Source organism: Erwinia sp. 009765445 (assembly GCF_058137865.1).
Genome location: NZ_JBYUWC010000006.1, coordinates 58498 through 77785, shown reverse-complemented (window position 1 = coordinate 77785; position 19288 = coordinate 58498). Strand labels below are relative to the sequence as shown.

Sequence of the window (19288 nt, the reverse complement as noted above, 5' to 3'; positions counted from 1 at the left end):
TTCCTGGCGGAACGGTTTTCGAAGGCTGATTAAGAAAAGGACGATAATGACTGAGGCCGGTCTCTACCGGCCTCTATATTACTCGGCGTTATAGCTTCTGAACAGGGCTTTACCTCTGAGAAGCCGGATGCCCAGCCAGCCACCGCATACCGACAGCAGCAACGCTCCGGTTAACGGCAACGCCATCCACAGCAGGAAATCTGGCTCCCACGGGAAGTCAAACACCTTGCGCTGCAGACCCCACAGCGCGGCTTCAGCCCCGATGGCGGCGGCAATGCCGGAAACGGCCCCCAGCAGCGCAAACTCGCACCACAACGTCCCACGCAGCAGCTTTTTACTGGCTCCCAGCGTGCGGTACACCACCAGTTCCTGCCTGCGCTGGCGCATGCCGACCTGTACCTGTGCCAGCAGCAATAACACGCCACACGCCGTTACCAGCACCACCATAATCTCAAGCGCCTGGCTGACCTGCGCCAGCACCTGGCCGATCTGCCGCAGAATGCTGCCGATATCCAGCAGGCTTAGCGTCGGGAACTCCCGGTTCAGCTGAGCCAGCAGCGCATTGTTGTTATCCAGCCGGAAGCTGGTAAGCCAGGTCTGTGGCTGATCGTCCAGCGCGCCAGGCGGGAAGATAAAGAAGAAGTTCGGTTTCAGGCTCTCCCAGTCCACTTTGCGGAAGCTGGTGATTTTTGCCGAAAACTCCTGAGTGTCGCCAGTAAAAGTCAGCGTATCGCCCAGCTTCACCCCCAGTCGCCCCGCCAGAGCCTCCTCCATGGAAACTTCGCCCTTCTTCGGCGGCCAGCTTCCTGCAGTGAGTGGGTTATGATCCGGCAATTGTTCCAGCCAGGTCAGATTAAGTTCGCGGTTGAGCGAATTATCCAGCGAGGGATCGGCCGGTTTATTATCGATTCCGGTCAACCGCACTCTGGCTATCGGATAGAAAGTCTGCGGTTCGACCTGATGCTGTTGCAGGAAGTTTTTCACCTGCGGCACCTGATCCTGAGTCAGGTTAAGCAGGAAGTAGTTCGGGCTTCCCGGAGGAAGTTGCTGTTGCCAGCGATCCAGCAGATCGCCGCGCATCACCAGCAGCAGCGCCAGCAGCATAAAGGAGAGCGAGAAAGCCGCCAGCTGGCTTAGCGTGGTCCACGACTGGCGCAGCAGCCGGTTGACCGCCAGCCGGAAAGCCAGACTGCGTACGGTCAGACGACGCAACATCATCAGCGCCAGCCAGCCAATGCCGCCCAGTAACAGCGAAAGCAGCACAATGCCGCCGATCAGCGCCCAGAGCAGCTTGCTGCCGCCCACCAGCAGCGCCAGCAGCGCCAGCAGGATCACCAACACCAGCGCCATCGCCGGAAGGTAATATTTCAGCGGCCATATGTTCGCCACGGCATCCCGTCGCAGAACCCGCAGCGGCTGGGTCGCCAGCAGCAGGCGATAAGGTCTGAGTCCCACCAGCAGCGAGATAATAAACAGCGAGCCTACCGCCCACAGCCACGGCCAGGCGCTGGCAGCAGGCAGTTCACCAGGCAGCACCGGCTTCAACATTCTCAGCAGCAGTACCTCAAAGCCCATGCCAATAATGCTGCCACACACCGCTGCCAACAACAGCACTGCCAGCCAATGCCCGACAATCAGTTTGCGCAGAGCAGCACGGTTAGCGCCCAGCGTTTTTAGCACCGCCACCAGATCGTAACGACTGCTGCAATAGTGGCTCATCGCCACCGCCACCGCAGCAATCGCCAGCATCAACGTCAGCAGCGCGGAGAGCAGCAAGAACTGCTGAGCACGCTGCATCGATTTGCCGAGCGCATCTTCAGAGTTTTCCACGCTGATCCAGCGCTGATCCGGTTTGATATGGGACCCGATATAGCTGTCATAGCGTGCGAGCTGCTCTGGCGTCCCGGCAAATTTATAGCGCCAGGTCACGCGGCTGCCGGGCTGAATTGCGCCGGTTTTCTGCACGTCGGTCAGGTTCATCAGTAGCCGGGGTGCAGTCTGGAAAGGGTTAAAGCCGGAATCCGGCTCCTGAATCACCTCACCAGCAGTGCGAAGCGTGGTATCGCCCACATCCAGATTGCTGCCAGCTTTCAGATTGAGTAATGCCAGCAGGCGTGGCGCGGCCAGTACCGTTCCGGCTGCCGGTTTCAGCCCTGCTGGTTCGGTCGCCAGCGTGCCAAACATCGGATAGAGGTCATCCACCGCCTTCACCGAGGCCAGCTGCGGTGTCTCTCCGGCAAAGGTCATGGTCATAAACGTCAGCTGGCGGCCGACCTGTAATCCGTCGCGGCGGGCTTCATCCAGCCACTCCTGCGGTACCTCGCGCGAGCTTTGCAGCGTTCTGTCGCCCGCCATAAAGTCACGACTCTGTTGGGTCAGCCCCTTTTCCATTCTGTCGCTGAGCGAGCCCAGCGCCAGCACGCAGGCCACCGCCAGGGTCAGCGCCAGCCAGACAATCAGCAGCGAGGGAGATTTCCACTCCCGCCAGAACCAGCGCCAGATCATGCTTCCTCCCACAACTTACCGTCGCGCATCCGCAGACGGCGGTCGCAGCGGGCTGCCAGCTGCTCGTCATGAGTAACCAGAATCAGCGTGGTGGCAAAATCACGGTTCAGGGAGAATAGCAGGTCGGCAATGCGCTCGCCGGTGTTTCGGTCAAGATTGCCGGTTGGCTCATCGGCAAAAAGCAGCGCCGGGCGGCCATTAAACGCCCTTGCCAGCGCCACGCGCTGCTGCTCACCGCCGGATAGCTGGGAGGGTAAATGGGTCAGACGTTCTGCCAGACCAAGCTGTGCCAGCAGGGTGCGGGCCTGTTCACGACTCTGGCGATCGCTCTCGCCCCGCAGCAGCGCAGGTAGCTGGACATTCTCGATAGCATTAAGGGTGGGGACCAGCATAAAAGACTGGAAGACAAAACCAACGCTCTTTGCCCGCAGCTCTGCCCTTTGCTCTTCATTCAACTGGTGTAACGGAGAGCCGAGCATAAACACTTCCCCGTCGCTGCCGTCATCCAGACCTGCCAGTATCCCCAACAGCGTCGACTTACCGGAACCCGACTCGCCGATCAGGGCGATGGTTTCGGCCGGTTTGACAACCAGCTCAACTCCGGTAAGGATGGAAAGCTGATGCTCCCCCTGACCGACGGACTTACTAAGACGATGAACTTCAAGAATGTTTTCCGCTGGCATTACCCTGTCCTGTTATTATTGGCGCTGATGACGCTCCGCGCGACGGCGGCAGATACCCTGCTGGTGCTCGGCGACAGCCTGAGCGCCGGTTACCGGATGTCCGCCACCGCAGCGTGGCCTGCGTTACTCAATGATAAATGGCAGAAAACCCCCGCCATTATCAACGGTAGCATAAGCGGAGATACCGCGACGCAGGGACTGGCTCGCCTGCCCGCGTTGCTGAAGCAGCATCAACCGCGCTGGGTACTGATTGAACTGGGGGGTAATGACGGTTTACGCGGCTTCCCACCGCAGAATATCGAGCAGGATCTCAGTAAAATCATTACCCAGGTGAAAGCTGCGAACGCTCAGCCGCTGCTGATGCAAATCCGTCTGCCAGCCAACTATGGCCGCCGTTATACTGAATCTTTCAGCGGGATTTACCCCAGACTGGCAAAAGAGTTTTCTGTCCCGCTGGTGCCTTTTTTCATGGAACAGGTTTACCTCAAACCCGAGTGGATGCAACAGGATGGGATCCATCCCAATCCCGATGCTCAGCCGTTTATTGCCGGACTGATGGCCAAAGCGCTGGCCCCATTAGTTAAGCATGAGTGACCGGATTTGAAGACCTTTGACAGGTAAAGTTATGCAAAAAACAGTAGTAATTACCGGATGTTCCAGTGGTATTGGTCTGGTTGCCGCCAACGATTTGCTGCGTCGCGGCTACCGTATTTTCGCCGCGTGCCGCAAACAGGAAGACGTTCAACGCATGGGCGGACTCGGCTTTACCGGCATTGAGCTGGATCTTAACGATCGTGACAGCGTGGCCCGTGCAGCGGCTGAGATCCTTGAATTATGTGATAACCGCCTGTTCGCCTTGTTTAACAACGGTGGCTATGGCGTTTACGGCCCACTGGAATCAATCAGCCGGGAACAGATGGAACAGCAGTTTGCCACCAACGTATTCGGCACCCACCAGCTGACCACGTTACTCCTGCCTGCGCTGCGGGCCAGCGGCGATGCGCGGGTTGTGAATACCAGCTCGGTACTGGGGCTGATCTCCACACCGGGCCGGGGCATTTACGCCGCCAGCAAATATGCTCTGGAGGCATGGTCAGACGCATTACGCATGGAATTGCATGGCAGTGGCATTCGCGTCAGCCTGATCGAGCCAGGCCCGATCAAGACCCGTTTCACCGACAACGTCAATCAGGCGCAGCAGGATAAACCGGTAAAAAATCCCGGCATCGCTGCCCGTTTTACCCTGCCACCGGAAGCCATTTTGCCTAAACTTCATCATGCGCTGGAGAGTAAAAGGCCACGCCTGCGTTACCCCGTGACTCTGGTCGCCCATACGATGGGGCTGTTGCGACGTTTACTTCCGGGCTGGATACTGGATCGCATTTTGCGAGGTAAATAAACGGATAACGGTAATAAACCTTGAAGCACGGGCTGCTGCCCCAATAGAGTAAGAAACCCTGTAAAAGAGACGAATTCATGTCACCACAAGCTGCCATCATTAGTATTAACGAAACCAACCTGCAACAGACGCTCGAGCAGTCGATGCAGATCCCGGTCCTGTTCTATTTCTGGTCTGGTCGCAGCCAGCACTGTCAGGAGCTGACCCCGGTGCTGGAGCGTCTGGCACAGGAGTACGCCGGTCAGTTTATTCTGGCTGAGCTGGATTGTGATGCTGAACCGGCCGTGGCCCAGCAGTTTGGCCTGCGTTCCATCCCGACCGTGTATCTGTTCCAGAACGGCCAGCCGGTCGACGGCTTCCAGGGCCCGCAGCCGGAAGATGCGATCCGCGCGCTGCTGCACAAGGTGCTGCCAAAAGAAGAAGAGCTGAAAGCTCAGCAGGCTATGCAACTGGTGGAAGAAGGCAAAGTACTGGAAGCGCTGCCGCTGCTGAAAGAGGCCTGGCAGTTGAGCAACCAGAACAGCGAGATGGGCTTCCTGCTGGCTGAAGCGCTGATCAACCTCAACCGCAGCGATGAAGCGCAGGCGGTGCTGGACGTGGTGCCGCTGCAGGATAAGGATACACGCTATCAGGGGCTGATTGCGCAGATCGACCTGCTGAAGCAGGCGGCCGATACGCCGGAAATTCAGCAGTTGCAGCAGCAGATTGAAGCGGACCCAACCAATGCAGAGCTGGCGACCAAGCTGGCCCTGCAACTGCATCAGGTTGGCCGTAATGAAGAAGCGCTGGAACTGCTGTTCGGCTATCTGAAGAAAGATTTGAGTGCAGCGGACGGCCAGGTGCGTAAAATGCTGCAGGAGATCCTGGCCGCGCTGGGAACCGGCGATGCGCTGGCGGCGAAATACCGCCGTCAGCTCTACTCTTTGCTCTACTGATTTCAAAGAGTTATCTGATCCGCTTAACATTCGTGTTGCAGTACGCGGCTGCAACACGAACACTACAGCGGATGGCTGAATGACTCAGCCCAAAAACAACAATCCGGAGGTTATATGCTGACTGTTATTCCTGTCATTATCGTTCTGGCGCTGATCGTCGTCTGGTCCGGCATCAAAATTGTCCCTCAGGGTTATCAGTGGACGGTTGAGCGCTTTGGCCGCTATACCAAAACCCTGCAGCCTGGCCTTAATCTGCTGGTGCCGTTTATGGATCGTGTGGGTCGCAAGATCAGCATGATGGAACAGGTACTGGACATCCCCTCGCAGGAGATCATCTCCAAAGACAACGCCAGCGTCACCATTGATGCGGTGTGCTTTATCCAGGCCGTTGATCCTGCCCGTGCAGCCTATGAAGTCAGCAACCTGGAACTGGCGATTATCAATCTGACCATGACCAATATGCGTACCGTGCTTGGCTCGATGGAGCTGGATGAGATGCTGTCGCAGCGTGACAATATCAATACCCGGCTGCTGCGTATTGTGGATGAGGCAACCAACCCCTGGGGGATTAAAATCACCCGAATCGAGATCCGCGACGTGCGCCCACCGGCCGAGCTGATTGCATCGATGAACGCACAGATGAAGGCGGAGCGGACCAAACGCGCCGATATTCTGGAAGCGGAAGGGGTACGTCAGGCCGCTATCCTGCGTGCCGAAGGGGAAAAGCAGTCTCAGATCCTGAAAGCCGAAGGGGAAAGACAGTCAGCATTCTTACAGGCGGAAGCGCGTGAACGTAGCGCGGAAGCAGAAGCCGCGGCGACCAAAATGGTGTCAGAAGCCATCGCTGCCGGTGATATCCAGGCCATTAACTACTTTGTGGCGCAGAAATACACCGATGCCCTCCAGAAAATTGGCACCGCCAATAACAGCAAAATGGTGATGATGCCGCTGGATGCCACCAGCCTGATGGGCTCCATCGCCGGGATCTCCGAACTGCTGAGCGAAACCAAAAAAGACCGGGGTGCCTGATGGTCGCCGAACTGATCGCAAACCCCTGGTGGTTATGGCTGACGATCGGGGGCGTATTATTGGCGGCAGAAATGCTGGGCACCAGCGGTTATCTGTTGTGGAGCGGCGTGGCCGCGCTGCTGGTCAGCCTGCTGGTGTGGCTGGTGCCGCTGTCGTGGGAATGGCAGTGCATCAGTTTTGCGGTGCTGACGGTGCTCTCCGCGCTGGGCTGGTACCGCTGGCTGAAAGGCCGCGATCGCAGCGAACCGCCCTCCTCACTTAACCAGCGCGGCAATCAGATGATTGGCCGCAAGTTGACGCTGGATGAAGCGCTGGTGGACGGCATTGGTCACGTCAGAATTGGCGACAGCAGCTGGCGTGTGCAGGCTACGGATGATTTCCCGGCTGGCACGCACGTCACAGTGGTGGCCGTTGAAGGAATTACCCTGCGGATTATCAGGCTTGCAGATAATCCTGCCAGCGTCTGACCAGATAGTTGTGCTCATTCATCACTGAGTTCCATACGCCGATGTGGCTCATCCGCTGTTCGTAACTGCCGCCATCACGGATCTCCCCTTTGCAATCAGGGGGTTTCCGGCGGCATCCGGCAACACTTCGCTGGTCGGTTTTCCGCCGTACCAGACATCCCACTCGGCAGTCGAAAGATGTGCCCGCGTTCTCTCCGGATTGGAGATGTAGTATCCCTGACGGGCCATAATCGCGCCCGGCCAGCCGCCGCATCGTCCTGCAACGCGGCCCTACCGGCAAAAGCCGGATGCAACAGCCAGCCTCAGCTCTCCTCTTCGCGGCTTAAAGCTGGCGGTAAGCAATCGGCGTGACAGGCAAAACTGTCGGCGTTATGGGTCAATGGCAGCATGCTGATCCGCCCGGCAGGCTGGAGCTGATTGCTGACCGGCATATCAGCCCGACGATGCTGGTACAGCTCGAAGACGATCTGCATCTGCACTGCCTGGAGCCTGCCGGTAACCGCACGATGATGGAGATCCTGCGCCAGAGTCAGTCGCCACTGATTGTTAAGCGAATTTTTTATGAGATGCTGGCAATCCCGCTGGACGCGGCCATCGTCGATGAACACAAACTGGTGTATGACATGCTGCTGAAGGGGAGCTGGCCGCTCTGGGGCTGCGGAAGCATCTTGAACGTTCCCAGGTCCGGACGCTGCAAAAACTTAAAGTGCTGTCAGTGTTGCCGGTGCCGGGTCTGCCGCCTTGGCTGGTGCGCCTGAGCTGATTCAGGCACTGTTTTTGGTGTGGCAGCATCCCGCCAGATTATTGATAATCGGGCAGTCGGCGCTGTCATCGCCAGGGCAGCTTTCGGCCAGCGTCAGCAGGCGTTCACGCATCAGCGACAGCTCACGGATATGCGATTCAATCTCGGCCATTTTAGCCAGCGTCCGCGCTTTGACATCTGCACTGTGGCGTTGAGGATTATTGAACAGCGACACCATTTCCCGACACTCCTCCAGATTGAAACCAACCTGCCGCGCCTGGCGCAATAAAGTCAGTTCTTCGAGGTGTCTGGCCGTGTAGCTGCGGTAGCCGTTTTCACTGCGTAACGGGGCGGTGACCAGCCCTTTCTCCTCGTAAAAACGGATCGCTTTGCTGGTCAGCCCGGTTTTACGGGCCACATCGCTGATATTCATGCTGTCTCCTTGACCTTCCCCTTGATGGAGGGTTTAACCTTCATAACTACTGCAAAAGGCCCCTGGGGTCAAACCGCAATATCAGGAGTTAATACCATGTCACAGACTACATTACTGGCGTTGGAAGGTTTGTCCTGCGGCCACTGCGTTAAACGGGTGAAAGAGACGCTGGAGCAACGCGCCGATGTGGATCAGGCTGAAGTGACAATCACCGAAGCGCGCATCAGCGGCACTGCTGGCGCAGATGAACTGATCGCCGCAGTTGAACAAGCAGGCTACCACGCCACGCTGGCACAGGGTGCTGCTCACCCAAAGCCTGATCCGCTGACAGTATCAGAAACCCAGCCGGAAGCGCTGACAGCGGAACCTACTCAGCTTCCGGCACAGGATACAGAAAGTTTCCACCTGCTGATTGACGGCATGAGCTGCGCCAGCTGTGTCAGCCGGGTTCAGACCGCCCTGCAGAAAGTGCCGGGTGTCAGCCAGGCCCGCGTCAATCTTGCAGAACGCAGTGCGCTGGTACTGGGTGAAGCAGCACCGGATGCGCTGATCCAGGCAGTATCGGATGCCGGTTACGGTGCGGAAATTTTCGAAGACGATAACGAGCGCCGTGAGAAACAGCAGCAAACAGCAGATCAGGCGATGCGCCGCTTCCGCTGGCAGGCTTTAATGGCGCTGACGCTGGGCATTCCGCTGATGATCTGGGGAACGATCGGCGACAACATGATGCTCACTGACAGCAACCGTAGCGGCTGGCTGACGGCTGGCGTCCTGACTCTGCTGGTGATGATCGTTGCGGGTGGCCATTTTTACCGTAGTGCATGGCGCAGCCTGCTGAAAGGTACGGCAACCATGGATACGCTGGTCGCACTGGGGACCGCTGCGGCCTGGCTCTATTCAATCACCGTGAATGTATGGCCTGATGCCTTCCCACATGAGGCCCGCCATCTTTATTACGAAGCCAGCGCGATGATTATCGGGCTGATTAACCTCGGCCATATGCTGGAGAAGCGGGCACGCCAGCGCTCCTCGCAGGCACTGGAGCGGCTGCTGGATTTGACGCCGCCCACCGCACGAGTGGTCACAGAAGCCGGAGAGAAAATTGTCGATTTAAGAGAGGTGCAGCCGGGCATGACGCTGCGCCTGACCACCGGCGATCGCGTGCCGGTGGATGGCATCATTGCTCAGGGCGAGGCCTGGCTGGATGAGGCGATGCTGACCGGCGAGGCGCTGCCACAGGAGAAAGACGAAGGGGATAAAGTGCATGCTGGTACGGTGATGCAGGATGGCAGCGTACTGTTTACCGCCAGCGCAGTGGGTAAAAACACCACGCTGTCGCGCATTATCAATCTGGTTCGCCAGGCACAAAGCAGCAAGCCGGAAATCGGCCAGCTGGCAGACCGCATTTCAGCGGTATTCGTGCCTGCGGTGGTGGCTGTCGCCGTGCTCAGTGCTGCAATCTGGTATTTCGTCGGTCCTGCTCCGCAAATCGTTTACACTTTGGTTATCGCTACCACCGTGCTGATTATCGCCTGCCCTTGTGCGCTGGGGCTGGCAACGCCCATGTCGATTATTGCCGGTGTTGGTCGGGCTGCGGAGTTCGGCGTACTGGTTCGCGATGCCGATGCCCTGCAGCGTGCCAGTACCCTTTCCACACTGGTGTTCGACAAAACTGGTACGCTGACCGAAGGCAAACCCCGCGTAGTAGAAATTGCCCTGTTCAACGGGGCCAGTGAAGAGCAGGTGCTCAGACTGGCAGCCGCGCTGGAACAAGGTTCACAGCATCCGCTGGCCCATGCCATCCTTGAGCGTGCCGGTACGCTGAGTCTTCCTGGCATTGAGCAATTTCGTACAATACGCGGACTGGGCGTCAGCGGTAATGTAGACGGCATGACGGTGTGGCTGGGCAACAGCACGTTGCTGGCACAGCAAAATATCGCCACCGCTGAAGCTGATGCCCAGATAGCCGCGCAGTCCGCGAAAGGCATCACGCCTGTGTTGCTCGCCGCCAACAGTAAAATTCAGGCGATTTTTTCAGTGCGCGATCCGCTGCGGGCTGAGAGCATACAGACGCTGAAGCGGCTGCGGAAACGCGGCTATCAGTTGGTGATGCTGACCGGCGACAACGAGATCACTGCCAGAGCCATTGCGGATGAAGCAGGGCTGGATAAGGTGATAGCCGGTGTTCTGCCGGAAGGCAAAGCGGACGCCATCCGTAGCCTGCAACAGCAGGGTCAGCAGGTGGCGATGATTGGCGATGGCATTAATGATGCTCCGGCACTGGCCCAGGGCGATGTGGGGATTGCAATGGGAAGCGGCAGCGATGTGGCGATTGAAACCGCGGGTATCACGCTGATGCGACACGATCTGACAGCGCTGGCCGACGGGCTGGCTATTGCTCAAGCCACACTGCGTAATATGAAGCAGAACCTGCTGGGCGCGTTTGTTTACAACGCCTGTGGCATCCCGATTGCGGCTGGTGTGCTCTATCCGCTGACCGGAACATTACTCAGTCCGGTGGTCGCCGGTGCCGCCATGGCGCTCTCATCAATCACCGTAGTGAGCAACGCCAACCGGCTGATCCGGTATCAGCCTCCCGCCAGCGAGTAAGCCTTGCCTGGCCCAGGCGTAAGGCCCGTTTTTCCCTGTTCCTCAGCAACTTAAAGCGTTAGCATGGGGCGATAACAGATAAGGCGGTGCTTATGGGAAAACTAATGCATAAGGTGGCGTCCCTGTGGCGAAAATTTTCGCCGGCACGCTATGCCTATCCGGCACAGGACGTCACGCTCGGTCACAGCCAGCTGCATCTGGTCGGCAGCATTCATATGGGTACGCAGACGATGATGCCGCTGCCTGCCGCTCTGCAGTCGCAGCTGGATCGTGCGGATGCGCTGATTGTTGAAGCAGATATTACTTCAGGTGCTTCTCCGTTCAGTGAAAGTGAGGTCTGCGCACCGCTGGCGGAACGGTTGTCTGCGGAGCAAATGACCCGTCTGCATCGCCTGTGTGAAGAAGTGGCGGTGGACAGCGAGGTCATTGATATGCTGCCTGCCTGGCAGGTGGCGCTGATGCTACAGGCGCAGCAGGCACAGCGGCTGGGACTGCGCGCGGATTACGGTATCGATTTTCAGCTGCTGAAAGCCGCCCGGGCGCAGCAGAAAGAGGTGATTGAGCTGGAAGGGCCGGAAACTCAACTGGCCTTACTGAGAGCGCTGCCGGATAACGGCATCACGCTGCTGGAAGATACCTTAACTCACTGGCATACCAACGCGCGGCTGTTGCAGACCATGGTCAGTTGGTGGCTGGAAAGCCCCCCGACCAGCAATCAGACTGCACTGCCCAGCACCTTTAACAGCGCGCTGAATGATGTCCTGATGCTGCAGCGTAACCAGCGCTGGTGCCAGTCTCTGCATGAGCTGCCACCAGGGAAATATGTGGTGGCGGTAGGCGCTCTGCACCTTTATGGCGAGGGGAATTTGCCCGAGCTGCTTAAAAGCAGATAAAAAAAAGGCCAATATCTCTATCGGCCCGTCAAAGAGGAATTTTTTTATGATTTTAGTTATCCGTCAGCAATCGGGTTGCTGACGGGGGGCAGATTGTCGCCTAAAGGCTGGATTTTCGCCACTATTTTTCTTCATCAGCGACAGACGGTTAATCGCATATTTATTTCGGAAGGACAGATCCAATGACCCCTGCAGTAAAACTCCTCGAAAAACAAAAAGTCAGCTTCCGGTTACACTCATACGAGCATGACAGCAGCGATACCCATTTCGGTGAAGAGGCGGTGTCCAGGCTGAATCAGGATGCCAACCGGGTGTATAAAACGCTGCTGGTGGCCCTGAATGGCGACAATAAAACCCTGGCGGTGGCGGTCACGCCGGTTGCCGGGCAGCTGGATCTGAAAAACGTGGCAAAGGCGCTGGGAGCAAAGAAGGTGGAGATGGCCGATCCGCAGATTGCCCAGCGCACCACCGGTTATCTGCTGGGCGGCATCAGCCCGCTCGGCCAGAAAAAGCGTCTGCCTACCGTAGTCGATCAGTCGGCTCAGCAATTCCCGACCATTTTTGTGTCCGGCGGCAAGCGCGGGCTGGAGATTGAACTGGCCGCACAGGATCTGGTGCAGCAGCTGAACGCCGCCTTCGCGGATATTTCCCGCCGGGATTAATCCGGCGTCTGAGCCAGTAGCTGGTCAATCATCCAGCGCCCTGCTGGTCCCGGTGGGGTACTGCGGGACCAGGCGGCATCCACCGATATCCGCTGCGGCCAGCCGCTGACCGGCAGTTCGTACAACACCTGATGACCAAACTGCTCCACCAGCCAGCGCGGCAGTATGCTCCAGCCGAATCCCTGTTCTGCCATCTCAAGCAACAGTAAGTAGGATGGGGCTGACCAGATGCCTTTGCCCGACGGATAGCGCTCGTTTTCAATCCAGGTATTGAGACACAGCTGCCGCACCGCTTTTAACTCTGCTTCGCTGATTTCCGGCTGCTGCGCCAGCGGGTGATCCTGATGCAGGTAAATTGCCATTTGTGCCTCAACCTGCAGCCGCGAAGTGGCAATATCCTGTGGATACTCAGGCTGCACCCTCATCACCCCGATATGTGCCCTGCCCGCCTGCAGCAGATCGATCACATCAGCATCTTCGGCGATCATGCACTCAAATTCGATATCCGGATAGCGGGCGGCAAAACGTTTCAACAGGGATTCATGGTAATCCGCCTGCCAGAAGTCGGAGATCGCCAGGCTCAGGCAGGGTTCCACCTCACCCGCCAGCCTGACGGCCAGTTCATCGAGCTGGGCGCTGGCAGTCAGGATCTCCCTGACCTGTGCCAGCGCCCTCCTGCCATTTTCGGTCAGCACTGGCGAGCGGGAGTCGCGGCTGAACAGCGCAAAGCCGAGGTCAGTTTCGAGATTTGCCACGGCGGTACTGATGGTGGACTGACTTTTTCGCAGCACACGGGCAGCCGCGGAAAATGAACCACTTTCCACGGTCTGCACAAATGCCAGCAATGATTCCGGTGAGTAACGCATTTAAGTATCGCTTTTCTCGATAGGTGCTCATTTTATCTTAGCAGTATTTCAGCGGAAAATAGCGCCCTGAAATCACTAAGGAGCATTTATGCGTACCCGTACACTGAAAGAACGTTTTTATCATGCTGCAGGCTTTGAGGTGCTGGCAATCCTGCTGGTCTCTCCTCTGGCGGCCTGGATTATGGCGAAGCCGCTGTTTCAGATGGGCGCTTTAGCCATCATGCTGTCTAGCGTGGCGATGTTCTGGAACATGTTATACAACACGCTGTTTGATCGCCTTTTTCCACGAGACAAAGTGGTGCGCGGCTGGCCGCTACGCATTCTGCATGCGCTGGGGTTTGAGGGGGGGTTTATCGTCATCGGCCTGCCGATTGCAGCCAAAATGCTGGACATTACGCTGTGGCAGGCATTTATGGTGGAAGTGGCCTTCTTCCTGTTCTTCCTGCCCTACACGGTGGCCTATAACTGGCTGTATGACTGGCTGCGCGAGAAGCTGGTTCAGCGCCGGGAGTGCCGGGCATAGGTTTGACGGGGTCAAAATCTGCCTCTGTGTTTGGCATCGGTAGGGTCAAAACCGACTCCGGTGGTCGGTGTCAGTCAAATCCCCCTCCTGCGGGACGGCGTAAATACATCCCTGTAGCCTTGATTGCCGCGTCCATGCGGCAAACACCCGCCAGAGGGGGATTTGACCACCACCCGCTGGCTTCTGAGTTGTTGATAAGTAAACAGCAACTCTACTGCCTCTCGCCGGAGGGGTTATCCGGATAAACGGACTGTTGAGCGCAGGGACGCGCGAATCAAGCCTACATGGACGTATTTACGGCGTGTCCGTGTTCCGGATAACCCCTTCAGCAGACACATAGTCAACAGCGCCCCTGCCAGCAACTTCAATAACCCCTCCGGCAAAGACACAGCCAAAAGCGACTCCGCCAGCAACTTCACTACTCCAGGCAGAAGCACCAGATCCTGCTGCCGGTACATTACATTTTTAAAGCATCGCAGTCTCGATCCTCGCCTGACGCCACTTCTTCGGTTTCTCAGACTTTGCCGGTGCCTGCTGCGCTGGTGCCGCAGGAGCAGCTTCATCCTTTGGTTTGGCCTGCTGTGGAGCAGCTTTACCCTCCGGTTTTGTCTGCTGTTGAGTGGTATCCGCGGGTTTTTCCGGCGGCGAGGCCGCTTCTTCAACCGGTTTTGCCTGCTCAGCCACTTTCTGCTGATAGACGATCTCGCCTTTCGGCGCATAGGCCGCCGCATCAAGTGGGGAATGCTTCTGAATATACTGCTTCAGCACTTCCGCATCGACAAAGCCGGTGTTCACATAGCCGGGCAACGTATTTACCACCGGATAACCATCTCCGCCGGTGGCATTAAAACTCAGCGTTGCCATGCGGTAGGTTTTGTCCGCCTGCACTGGCTCACCTTTTATTTTAACCTCGCTCACCCCCTTCCCATCAGCCACCAGGCTGATGTTGGCAAACTGCGCATAGGCCCCCGAATCCACCTGCTTGTTCGCCACTACCGCCAGATACTTCTCCACTTCGCTGCCTTTCATGTCGACATAAGTCAACGTGTTGCCGAATGGCTGCACCTTCAGCACATCTTTATAGGTGATTTTACCGGACTCGATGGAGTCCCGTACGCCACCGCCGCTCATCACCGCAAAATCAGCCCCGCTACGCTCCATCTGCGCTGCCAGGATCAGCCTCGCCATATTGGTCTGATCAAAACGCACCTGACTGCGGTCGCCCTGCAGCTCTCCCTTCACGCTGCCAATTTTTACTCCCAGCTGGGCTTCGCCTTTTTTCTGGAATGGCGTCAGCAGCTTCATCATTGCCGGGTTTTTTGCTATCTCCCTGGTGTAGTTCACCCAGGTCGAGCTGCCATCTGCATTTTTCACCTTATGCCGCAGGTTGATGGGCACCAGCTCGTAATGCACCAGCGTCAGCTTACCGTTGAGGAAGGTAAAATCAGCCCGGCCAATGTACTTGCCCCATTCGTGGGCCTGAACAATCCAGGTACCATTCTGGCGGTCTGGCTGGCACGGGGTGCCCGGGACGTAATTCGCCTGTTTAAGGTTCTCTTTCGCCATGCAGACCGGATCCTGCGAATGGCCGCCAACGATCATACTGAGATAGCCAGCGGGCAGTTCACGCGCCATCTCCACATCGCCCGGCGCGTTTGAACCATGATTGCCGTTGTCGTAATGCCCCATATGAGTCGCAGCGATAATAACATCCGGTTTCTCTTTTTTCCTCAGCTGTTCCACTACCGCTTTAGCCTCGGTTGCCGGTTTGCGAAACTCCATATCGGTGAAGTATTCCGGGTTACCGATCTTTGCCGTGTCGTCAGTAGTCAGCCCGATCACCGCAATTTTCAGCCCCATCCGGTTAAACAGCGCGTAAGGCTGAAACAGCCGTTTTCCGGTGCTTTTCTGGTAGATATTGGCGGAAAGCAGCGGGAATTTGGCCCACTTTTGCTGCTGGCGTAATACGGAAAGGGGATTGTCGAACTCGTGGTTACCGATGGCCATCGCATCGTAGCCGATCAAATTCATGCCGCGGAAGTCAGGTTCAGCATCCTGCAGGTCAGATTCCGGCACGCCGGTATTGATATCGCCTCCGGACAGGATCAACACTGCGCCACCATGCGCCTGCACGTCATAGCGAATCTGATCCATCATCGTTTTTTGCGCCGCCAGACCGTATTCGTCATGGTCGTTCGGCCAGAAGTGTCCGTGGTGATCGTTGGTATGTAATACGGTAAATTTATAAACCCGGTCTTTCACCCAGGCCTGAGCCACCAGCGGTGTACCAAGAATGACCAGCGTCAGCAGGGCCAGTGCCTTTTTTTTCATAACCGGCATAACGTTTCTCCTTGTTAAACAACATCGAAAGCATTTAGCGTAAAGTGATAAACAAAATTAACGACAGGTTAACTTAATGGCAAGCGAACAGGCTCTTCCCTCCTCCTCCGCGCCCGTGCGGCGCACTTCTTTTGGCATTCTTGGCGCCATCAGCGTCGCGCATCTGCTGAACGACATGTTGCAGTCGCTGATCCTGGCGATCTATCCCCTGCTGCAGGGCGAATTCTCCCTCAGCTTTGTTCAGATCGGCCTTATTACCCTGACCTTCCAGGTGACAGCTTCTCTGCTGCAGCCGCTGATTGGTTATTATACCGATAAACACCCCAAGCCCTGGTCACTGCCGATCGGTATGACCTTCACGCTTTGTGGCCTGATCCTGCTGGCAGTGGCCGATAATTTCTACGTGGTGCTGCTGGCTGCTGCCTTAGTGGGCACAGGTTCTTCAGTGTTCCATCCTGAATCCTCCCGCGTGGCGAGAATGGCTTCCGGTGGCCGCCACGGCCTGGCGCAGTCACTGTTCCAGGTCGGCGGTAATTTTGGCAGCTCTTTGGGGCCGCTGCTGGCCGCGCTGGTTATCGCACCCTATGGCCGGGGCAATGTCGCCTGGTTTACGCTTGCCGCGCTGCTGGCGATTGTGGTGCTTCTGCAGGTCAGCCGTTGGTATCAGGCGCAGCATCGTGTGGCAAAAGCCAGCTCTGCGCCTGCAGAAATCACCACGCTGCCACGCGCCAAAGTGGCTTTCGCCATCACTATCCTGCTGCTGCTGATTTTCTCCAAATATTTCTATCTCAGCAGCCTGAGCAGCTACTACACCTTCTATCTGATCAACAAGTTCGGCCTTTCGGTGCAGAATGCTCAGTTCCATCTGTTTGCGTTCCTGTTTGCCGTCGCGGCGGGTACGGTGATTGGCGGACCGATTGGCGATAAAGTGGGCCGTAAGCGCGTTATCTGGGTATCAATCCTTGGCGTTGCCCCCTTCACGTTACTGCTCCCTCATGCCTCACTGATGTGGACCGGCGTTCTGTCGGTGATCATTGGCTTTATCCTCGCTTCGGCTTTCTCGGCAATCCTGGTTTATGCCCAGGAGCTGATGCCGGGCCGTATCGGCATGGTTTCCGGGCTGTTCTTTGGCTTTGCTTTTGGTATGGGTGGATTAGGCGCTGCGGTGCTGGGCGTGGTGGCCGATCATACCTCCATCAATTTTGTCTACCAAATCTGTGCTTACCTGCCACTTCTGGGCATTCTTACCGTATTCCTGCCAGACAATCGGGCTAAATAACCCTTCACGGCGTGGATAATTGAGATCCACGCCGTATTATTTCTGCAATAAATCAAGCCTCCCGTCAGATAACTGAGAAAAATCCCTCTCACGATCAACATTTCTTCAATGATTGATTTTTATTGCCCTTATCGCCATTTAGTGCAAGCGCAGACGAGCATTATGCCATACACTTAATTCTTACATCCGGACACATTTATAACCCTAAGGAGAGAGGCATGCACCACACCACCCCGCTAATCACCACCATCGTAGGAGGCCTGGTTCTTGCCTTCCTCCTCGGTATGCTGGCCAACAAGCTGCGCATCTCTCCTCTGGTCGGTTATCTGCTGGCGGGCGTGCTGGCTGGCCCCTTCACTCCAGGCTTTGTTGCCGATACCAATCTGGCACCGGAACTGGCTGAGCTGGGGGTTATCCTGCTGATGTTCGGCGTGGGCCTGCATTTCTCACTGAAAGATTTAATGGCGGTAAAGGCTATCGCCATTCCCGGCGCGATATTGCAGATTGCAGTCGCCACCCTGTTGGGAATGGGTCTCTCCTGGGCGATGGGCTGGTCCTGGCTGACTGGCCTGGTGTTCGGACTCTGTCTCTCCACGGCCAGTACGGTGGTGCTGCTGCGCGCGCTGGAGGAACGACAGCTGATTGACAGCCAGCGCGGGCAAATCGCCATTGGCTGGCTGATTGTGGAAGATTTAGTGATGGTGCTGGCGCTGGTACTGCTGCCCGCCATTGCCGGGATGTTTGAGGATGGCAGCGCCAGCGTCAGTATGCTGCTGCTGGATCTGCTGATCACCATCGGGAAAGTGGTGGCCTTTATGGTACTGATGATGGTGGTAGGCCGCCGCGTGGTGCCGTGGATTTTGGCGCGCAGTGCCGCTACCGGCTCCCGCGAGCTGTTCACGCTCTCCGTACTGGCCCTGGCGCTGGGGATCGCCTTCGGCGCGGTGGAATTCTTTGACGTCTCTTTCGCGCTCGGGGCGTTCTTTGCCGGAATGGTGCTGAACGAATCCGAACTCAGCCATCGCGCAGCACACGATACTCTGCCACTGCGTGATGCCTTCGCCGTCCTGTTCTTTGTCTCGGTGGGAATGCTGTTTGACCCGATGATCCTGGTCAATGAGCCGCTGGCGGTGATCGGCGTACTGGCGATTATCGTGCTGGGCAAATCACTTGCGGCACTGGTGCTGGTGCGCATGTTTGGCCACTCACGCCGCACTGCCCTGACCATTTCTGTCAGCCTGGCGCAGATTGGTGAATTCGCCTTTATCCTTGCGGGCCTGGGGATTTCGCTCAACCTGGTCTCTGAGCAAGGCCGCAATCTGGTGCTCGCAGGAGCGATCCTGTCAATTATGCTTAACCCCATTCTCTTCGCCGCTCTGCAGCGCTATCTCGATAAAACTGAAACCATCAACGATCAAACGATGATCGATACCATAGAGGAAGAGAAACAGATCCCGGTAGATATCTGCAACCACGCCATTGTGGTGGGTTTTGGCCGCGTGGGAAGCCTGCTGGGGCGCAAGCTGATTGAAAGCGGCGTGCCGATTGTCGTGGTGGAAAACAGCCGTCCGCGAGTCGAAGCGCTGAGAGAACAAGGGATCAGCGCAGTGCTGGGCAATGCTGCCCGCGCAGACACCATGGAGCTGGCCCGCCTGGACTGTGCTCGCTGGCTGCTGCTGACCATTCCTAACGGCTACGAGGCCGGAGAGATAGTGACAGCTGCCAGAGAAAAGCATCCGAACATTGAGATTATTGCCCGCGCGCATTATGACGATGAGGTGGAGTACATTACCGAACGTGGAGCCAATCAGGTGGTGATGGGCGAGCGTGAGATTGCTAACAGCATGCTGAACCTGATGGCTGCGGAGATGACTGAAGCGTCAAAAGAGTGCCCGATCTGAGTAAAACCTGCGGAGCAGTCC

Annotated in this window: 17 protein-coding genes and 1 pseudogene; 12 read left to right on the top strand and 6 right to left on the bottom strand. The window is 57.0% G+C overall.

Annotated elements, in window-relative coordinates:
• Window positions 1–78 precede the first annotated feature (78 nt).
• Together ybbP and ybbA are read right to left on the bottom strand one after the other, a co-directional pair.
• Entirely contained in the window at window positions 79–2505 is a 2427-nt protein-coding gene (gene ybbP / locus AC3Y5R_RS07750) for a putative ABC transporter permease subunit YbbP (RefSeq protein ID WP_489920851.1), read from the bottom strand.
• Complete coding sequence (gene ybbA, locus AC3Y5R_RS07745; protein ID WP_489920850.1) at window positions 2502–3188, bottom strand: putative ABC transporter ATP-binding protein YbbA; 687 nt, start codon at window positions 3186–3188, stop codon at window positions 2502–2504. The genes ybbP and ybbA overlap by 4 nt, the downstream gene beginning before the upstream one ends.
• Between ybbA and tesA the strand changes: the two genes are divergently transcribed.
• The 5 genes from tesA to AC3Y5R_RS07720 all read left to right on the top strand — a co-directional run bounded on the left by tesA (window position 3159) and on the right by AC3Y5R_RS07720 (window position 7018).
• On the top strand, window positions 3159–3782 hold the full coding sequence (gene tesA / locus AC3Y5R_RS07740) for a multifunctional acyl-CoA thioesterase I/protease I/lysophospholipase L1 (RefSeq protein ID WP_489920849.1): 624 nt from the start codon (window positions 3159–3161) through the stop codon (window positions 3780–3782). The genes ybbA and tesA overlap by 30 nt on opposite strands.
• Before the next feature lie 31 nt (window positions 3783–3813).
• Complete coding sequence (locus tag AC3Y5R_RS07735) at window positions 3814–4587, top strand: SDR family oxidoreductase (RefSeq protein WP_489920848.1); 774 nt, start codon at window positions 3814–3816, stop codon at window positions 4585–4587.
• Between the two features lie 77 nt (window positions 4588–4664).
• Window positions 4665–5522, top strand: coding sequence for a co-chaperone YbbN (locus AC3Y5R_RS07730; RefSeq protein ID WP_489920847.1), 858 nt, complete (start codon window positions 4665–4667; stop codon window positions 5520–5522).
• Between the two features lie 114 nt (window positions 5523–5636).
• Window positions 5637–6551, top strand: coding sequence for an SPFH domain-containing protein (locus tag AC3Y5R_RS07725; protein ID WP_489920846.1), 915 nt, complete (start codon window positions 5637–5639; stop codon window positions 6549–6551).
• Entirely contained in the window at window positions 6551–7018 is a 468-nt protein-coding gene (locus tag AC3Y5R_RS07720) for an NfeD family protein (RefSeq protein WP_489920845.1), read from the top strand. Before AC3Y5R_RS07725 ends, AC3Y5R_RS07720 begins: the two co-directional genes overlap by 1 nt.
• Window positions 7019–7066: 48 nt before the next feature.
• Here AC3Y5R_RS07720 and AC3Y5R_RS07715 read toward each other — a convergent pair whose 3' ends face one another.
• The gene (locus tag AC3Y5R_RS07715; protein ID WP_489920844.1) at window positions 7067–7246 is read right to left on the bottom strand and encodes a hypothetical protein; all 180 of its coding nucleotides are present in this window, start codon (window positions 7244–7246) and stop codon (window positions 7067–7069) included.
• 119 nt (window positions 7247–7365) lie between these two features.
• Here AC3Y5R_RS07715 and AC3Y5R_RS07710 point away from each other — a divergent pair, with 119 nt between their 5' ends.
• On the top strand, window positions 7366–7776 hold the full coding sequence (locus AC3Y5R_RS07710; protein ID WP_489920843.1) for a hypothetical protein: 411 nt from the start codon (window positions 7366–7368) through the stop codon (window positions 7774–7776).
• 6 nt (window positions 7777–7782) lie between these two features.
• Here AC3Y5R_RS07710 and cueR read toward each other — a convergent pair whose 3' ends face one another.
• Window positions 7783–8193 (bottom strand): Cu(I)-responsive transcriptional regulator, encoded by a 411-nt coding sequence (gene cueR / locus AC3Y5R_RS07705; RefSeq protein WP_489920842.1) that lies wholly within the window; start codon window positions 8191–8193, stop codon window positions 7783–7785.
• 96 nt (window positions 8194–8289) lie between these two features.
• Between cueR and copA the strand changes: the two genes are divergently transcribed.
• The 3 genes from copA to ybaK all read left to right on the top strand — a co-directional run bounded on the left by copA (window position 8290) and on the right by ybaK (window position 12358).
• A complete protein-coding gene (copA, locus tag AC3Y5R_RS07700) occupies window positions 8290–10803 on the top strand; it encodes a copper-exporting P-type ATPase CopA (RefSeq protein WP_489920841.1) in 2514 nt (837 codons plus the stop codon).
• 92 nt (window positions 10804–10895) lie between these two features.
• Window positions 10896–11696: a TraB/GumN family protein gene (locus AC3Y5R_RS07695; protein ID WP_489920840.1), complete on the top strand. Its 801-nt coding sequence runs from the start codon at window positions 10896–10898 to the stop codon at window positions 11694–11696.
• 182 nt (window positions 11697–11878) lie between these two features.
• The gene (gene ybaK, locus AC3Y5R_RS07690) at window positions 11879–12358 is read left to right on the top strand and encodes a Cys-tRNA(Pro)/Cys-tRNA(Cys) deacylase YbaK (protein WP_489920839.1); all 480 of its coding nucleotides are present in this window, start codon (window positions 11879–11881) and stop codon (window positions 12356–12358) included.
• Here ybaK and AC3Y5R_RS07685 read toward each other — a convergent pair.
• Window positions 12355–13224, bottom strand: coding sequence for a LysR family transcriptional regulator (locus tag AC3Y5R_RS07685; RefSeq protein WP_489920838.1), 870 nt, complete (start codon window positions 13222–13224; stop codon window positions 12355–12357). The two genes, ybaK and AC3Y5R_RS07685, sit on opposite strands and share 4 nt — an antisense overlap.
• An 88-nt stretch (window positions 13225–13312) precedes the next feature.
• Here AC3Y5R_RS07685 and AC3Y5R_RS07680 point away from each other — a divergent pair, with 88 nt between their 5' ends.
• Entirely contained in the window at window positions 13313–13747 is a 435-nt protein-coding gene (locus AC3Y5R_RS07680) for a multidrug/biocide efflux PACE transporter (RefSeq protein WP_489920837.1), read from the top strand.
• A gap of 690 nt (window positions 13748–14437) precedes the next feature.
• On the opposite strand, the pseudogene ushA reads toward AC3Y5R_RS07680, so the two are convergent.
• Window positions 14438–16078 (bottom strand): annotated as a pseudogene (gene ushA, locus AC3Y5R_RS07675) (bifunctional UDP-sugar hydrolase/5'-nucleotidase UshA); the annotation flags it as partial.
• An 85-nt stretch (window positions 16079–16163) separates the two neighbouring features.
• Here ushA and AC3Y5R_RS07670 point away from each other — a divergent pair.
• Window positions 16164–17366, top strand: a complete 1203-nt coding sequence (locus AC3Y5R_RS07670) for an MFS transporter (protein ID WP_489920836.1) — start codon at window positions 16164–16166, stop codon at window positions 17364–17366.
• 218 nt (window positions 17367–17584) lie between these two features.
• The gene (gene ybaL, locus AC3Y5R_RS07665) at window positions 17585–19267 is read left to right on the top strand and encodes a YbaL family putative K(+) efflux transporter (RefSeq protein ID WP_489920835.1); all 1683 of its coding nucleotides are present in this window, start codon (window positions 17585–17587) and stop codon (window positions 19265–19267) included.
• The last annotated feature ends 21 nt before the right edge of the window (window positions 19268–19288 follow it).

Coding starts and splice junctions, on each gene's coding strand:
- ybbP (WP_489920851.1), bottom strand. CDS start 2,505: ATGATCTGGCGCTGGTTCTGGCGGGAGTGGAAATCTCCCTCGCTGCTG.
- tesA (WP_489920849.1), top strand. CDS start 3,159: ATGAACTTCAAGAATGTTTTCCGCTGGCATTACCCTGTCCTGTTATTA.
- ybbA (WP_489920850.1), bottom strand. CDS start 3,188: ATGCCAGCGGAAAACATTCTTGAAGTTCATCGTCTTAGTAAGTCCGTC.
- AC3Y5R_RS07735 (WP_489920848.1), top strand. CDS start 3,814: ATGCAAAAAACAGTAGTAATTACCGGATGTTCCAGTGGTATTGGTCTG.
- AC3Y5R_RS07730 (WP_489920847.1), top strand. CDS start 4,665: ATGTCACCACAAGCTGCCATCATTAGTATTAACGAAACCAACCTGCAA.
- AC3Y5R_RS07725 (WP_489920846.1), top strand. CDS start 5,637: ATGCTGACTGTTATTCCTGTCATTATCGTTCTGGCGCTGATCGTCGTC.
- AC3Y5R_RS07720 (WP_489920845.1), top strand. CDS start 6,551: ATGGTCGCCGAACTGATCGCAAACCCCTGGTGGTTATGGCTGACGATC.
- AC3Y5R_RS07715 (WP_489920844.1), bottom strand. CDS start 7,246: ATGGCCCGTCAGGGATACTACATCTCCAATCCGGAGAGAACGCGGGCA.
- cueR (WP_489920842.1), bottom strand. CDS start 8,193: ATGAATATCAGCGATGTGGCCCGTAAAACCGGGCTGACCAGCAAAGCG.
- copA (WP_489920841.1), top strand. CDS start 8,290: ATGTCACAGACTACATTACTGGCGTTGGAAGGTTTGTCCTGCGGCCAC.
- AC3Y5R_RS07695 (WP_489920840.1), top strand. CDS start 10,896: ATGGGAAAACTAATGCATAAGGTGGCGTCCCTGTGGCGAAAATTTTCG.
- ybaK (WP_489920839.1), top strand. CDS start 11,879: ATGACCCCTGCAGTAAAACTCCTCGAAAAACAAAAAGTCAGCTTCCGG.
- AC3Y5R_RS07685 (WP_489920838.1), bottom strand. CDS start 13,224: ATGCGTTACTCACCGGAATCATTGCTGGCATTTGTGCAGACCGTGGAA.
- AC3Y5R_RS07680 (WP_489920837.1), top strand. CDS start 13,313: ATGCGTACCCGTACACTGAAAGAACGTTTTTATCATGCTGCAGGCTTT.
- AC3Y5R_RS07670 (WP_489920836.1), top strand. CDS start 16,164: ATGGCAAGCGAACAGGCTCTTCCCTCCTCCTCCGCGCCCGTGCGGCGC.
- ybaL (WP_489920835.1), top strand. CDS start 17,585: ATGCACCACACCACCCCGCTAATCACCACCATCGTAGGAGGCCTGGTT.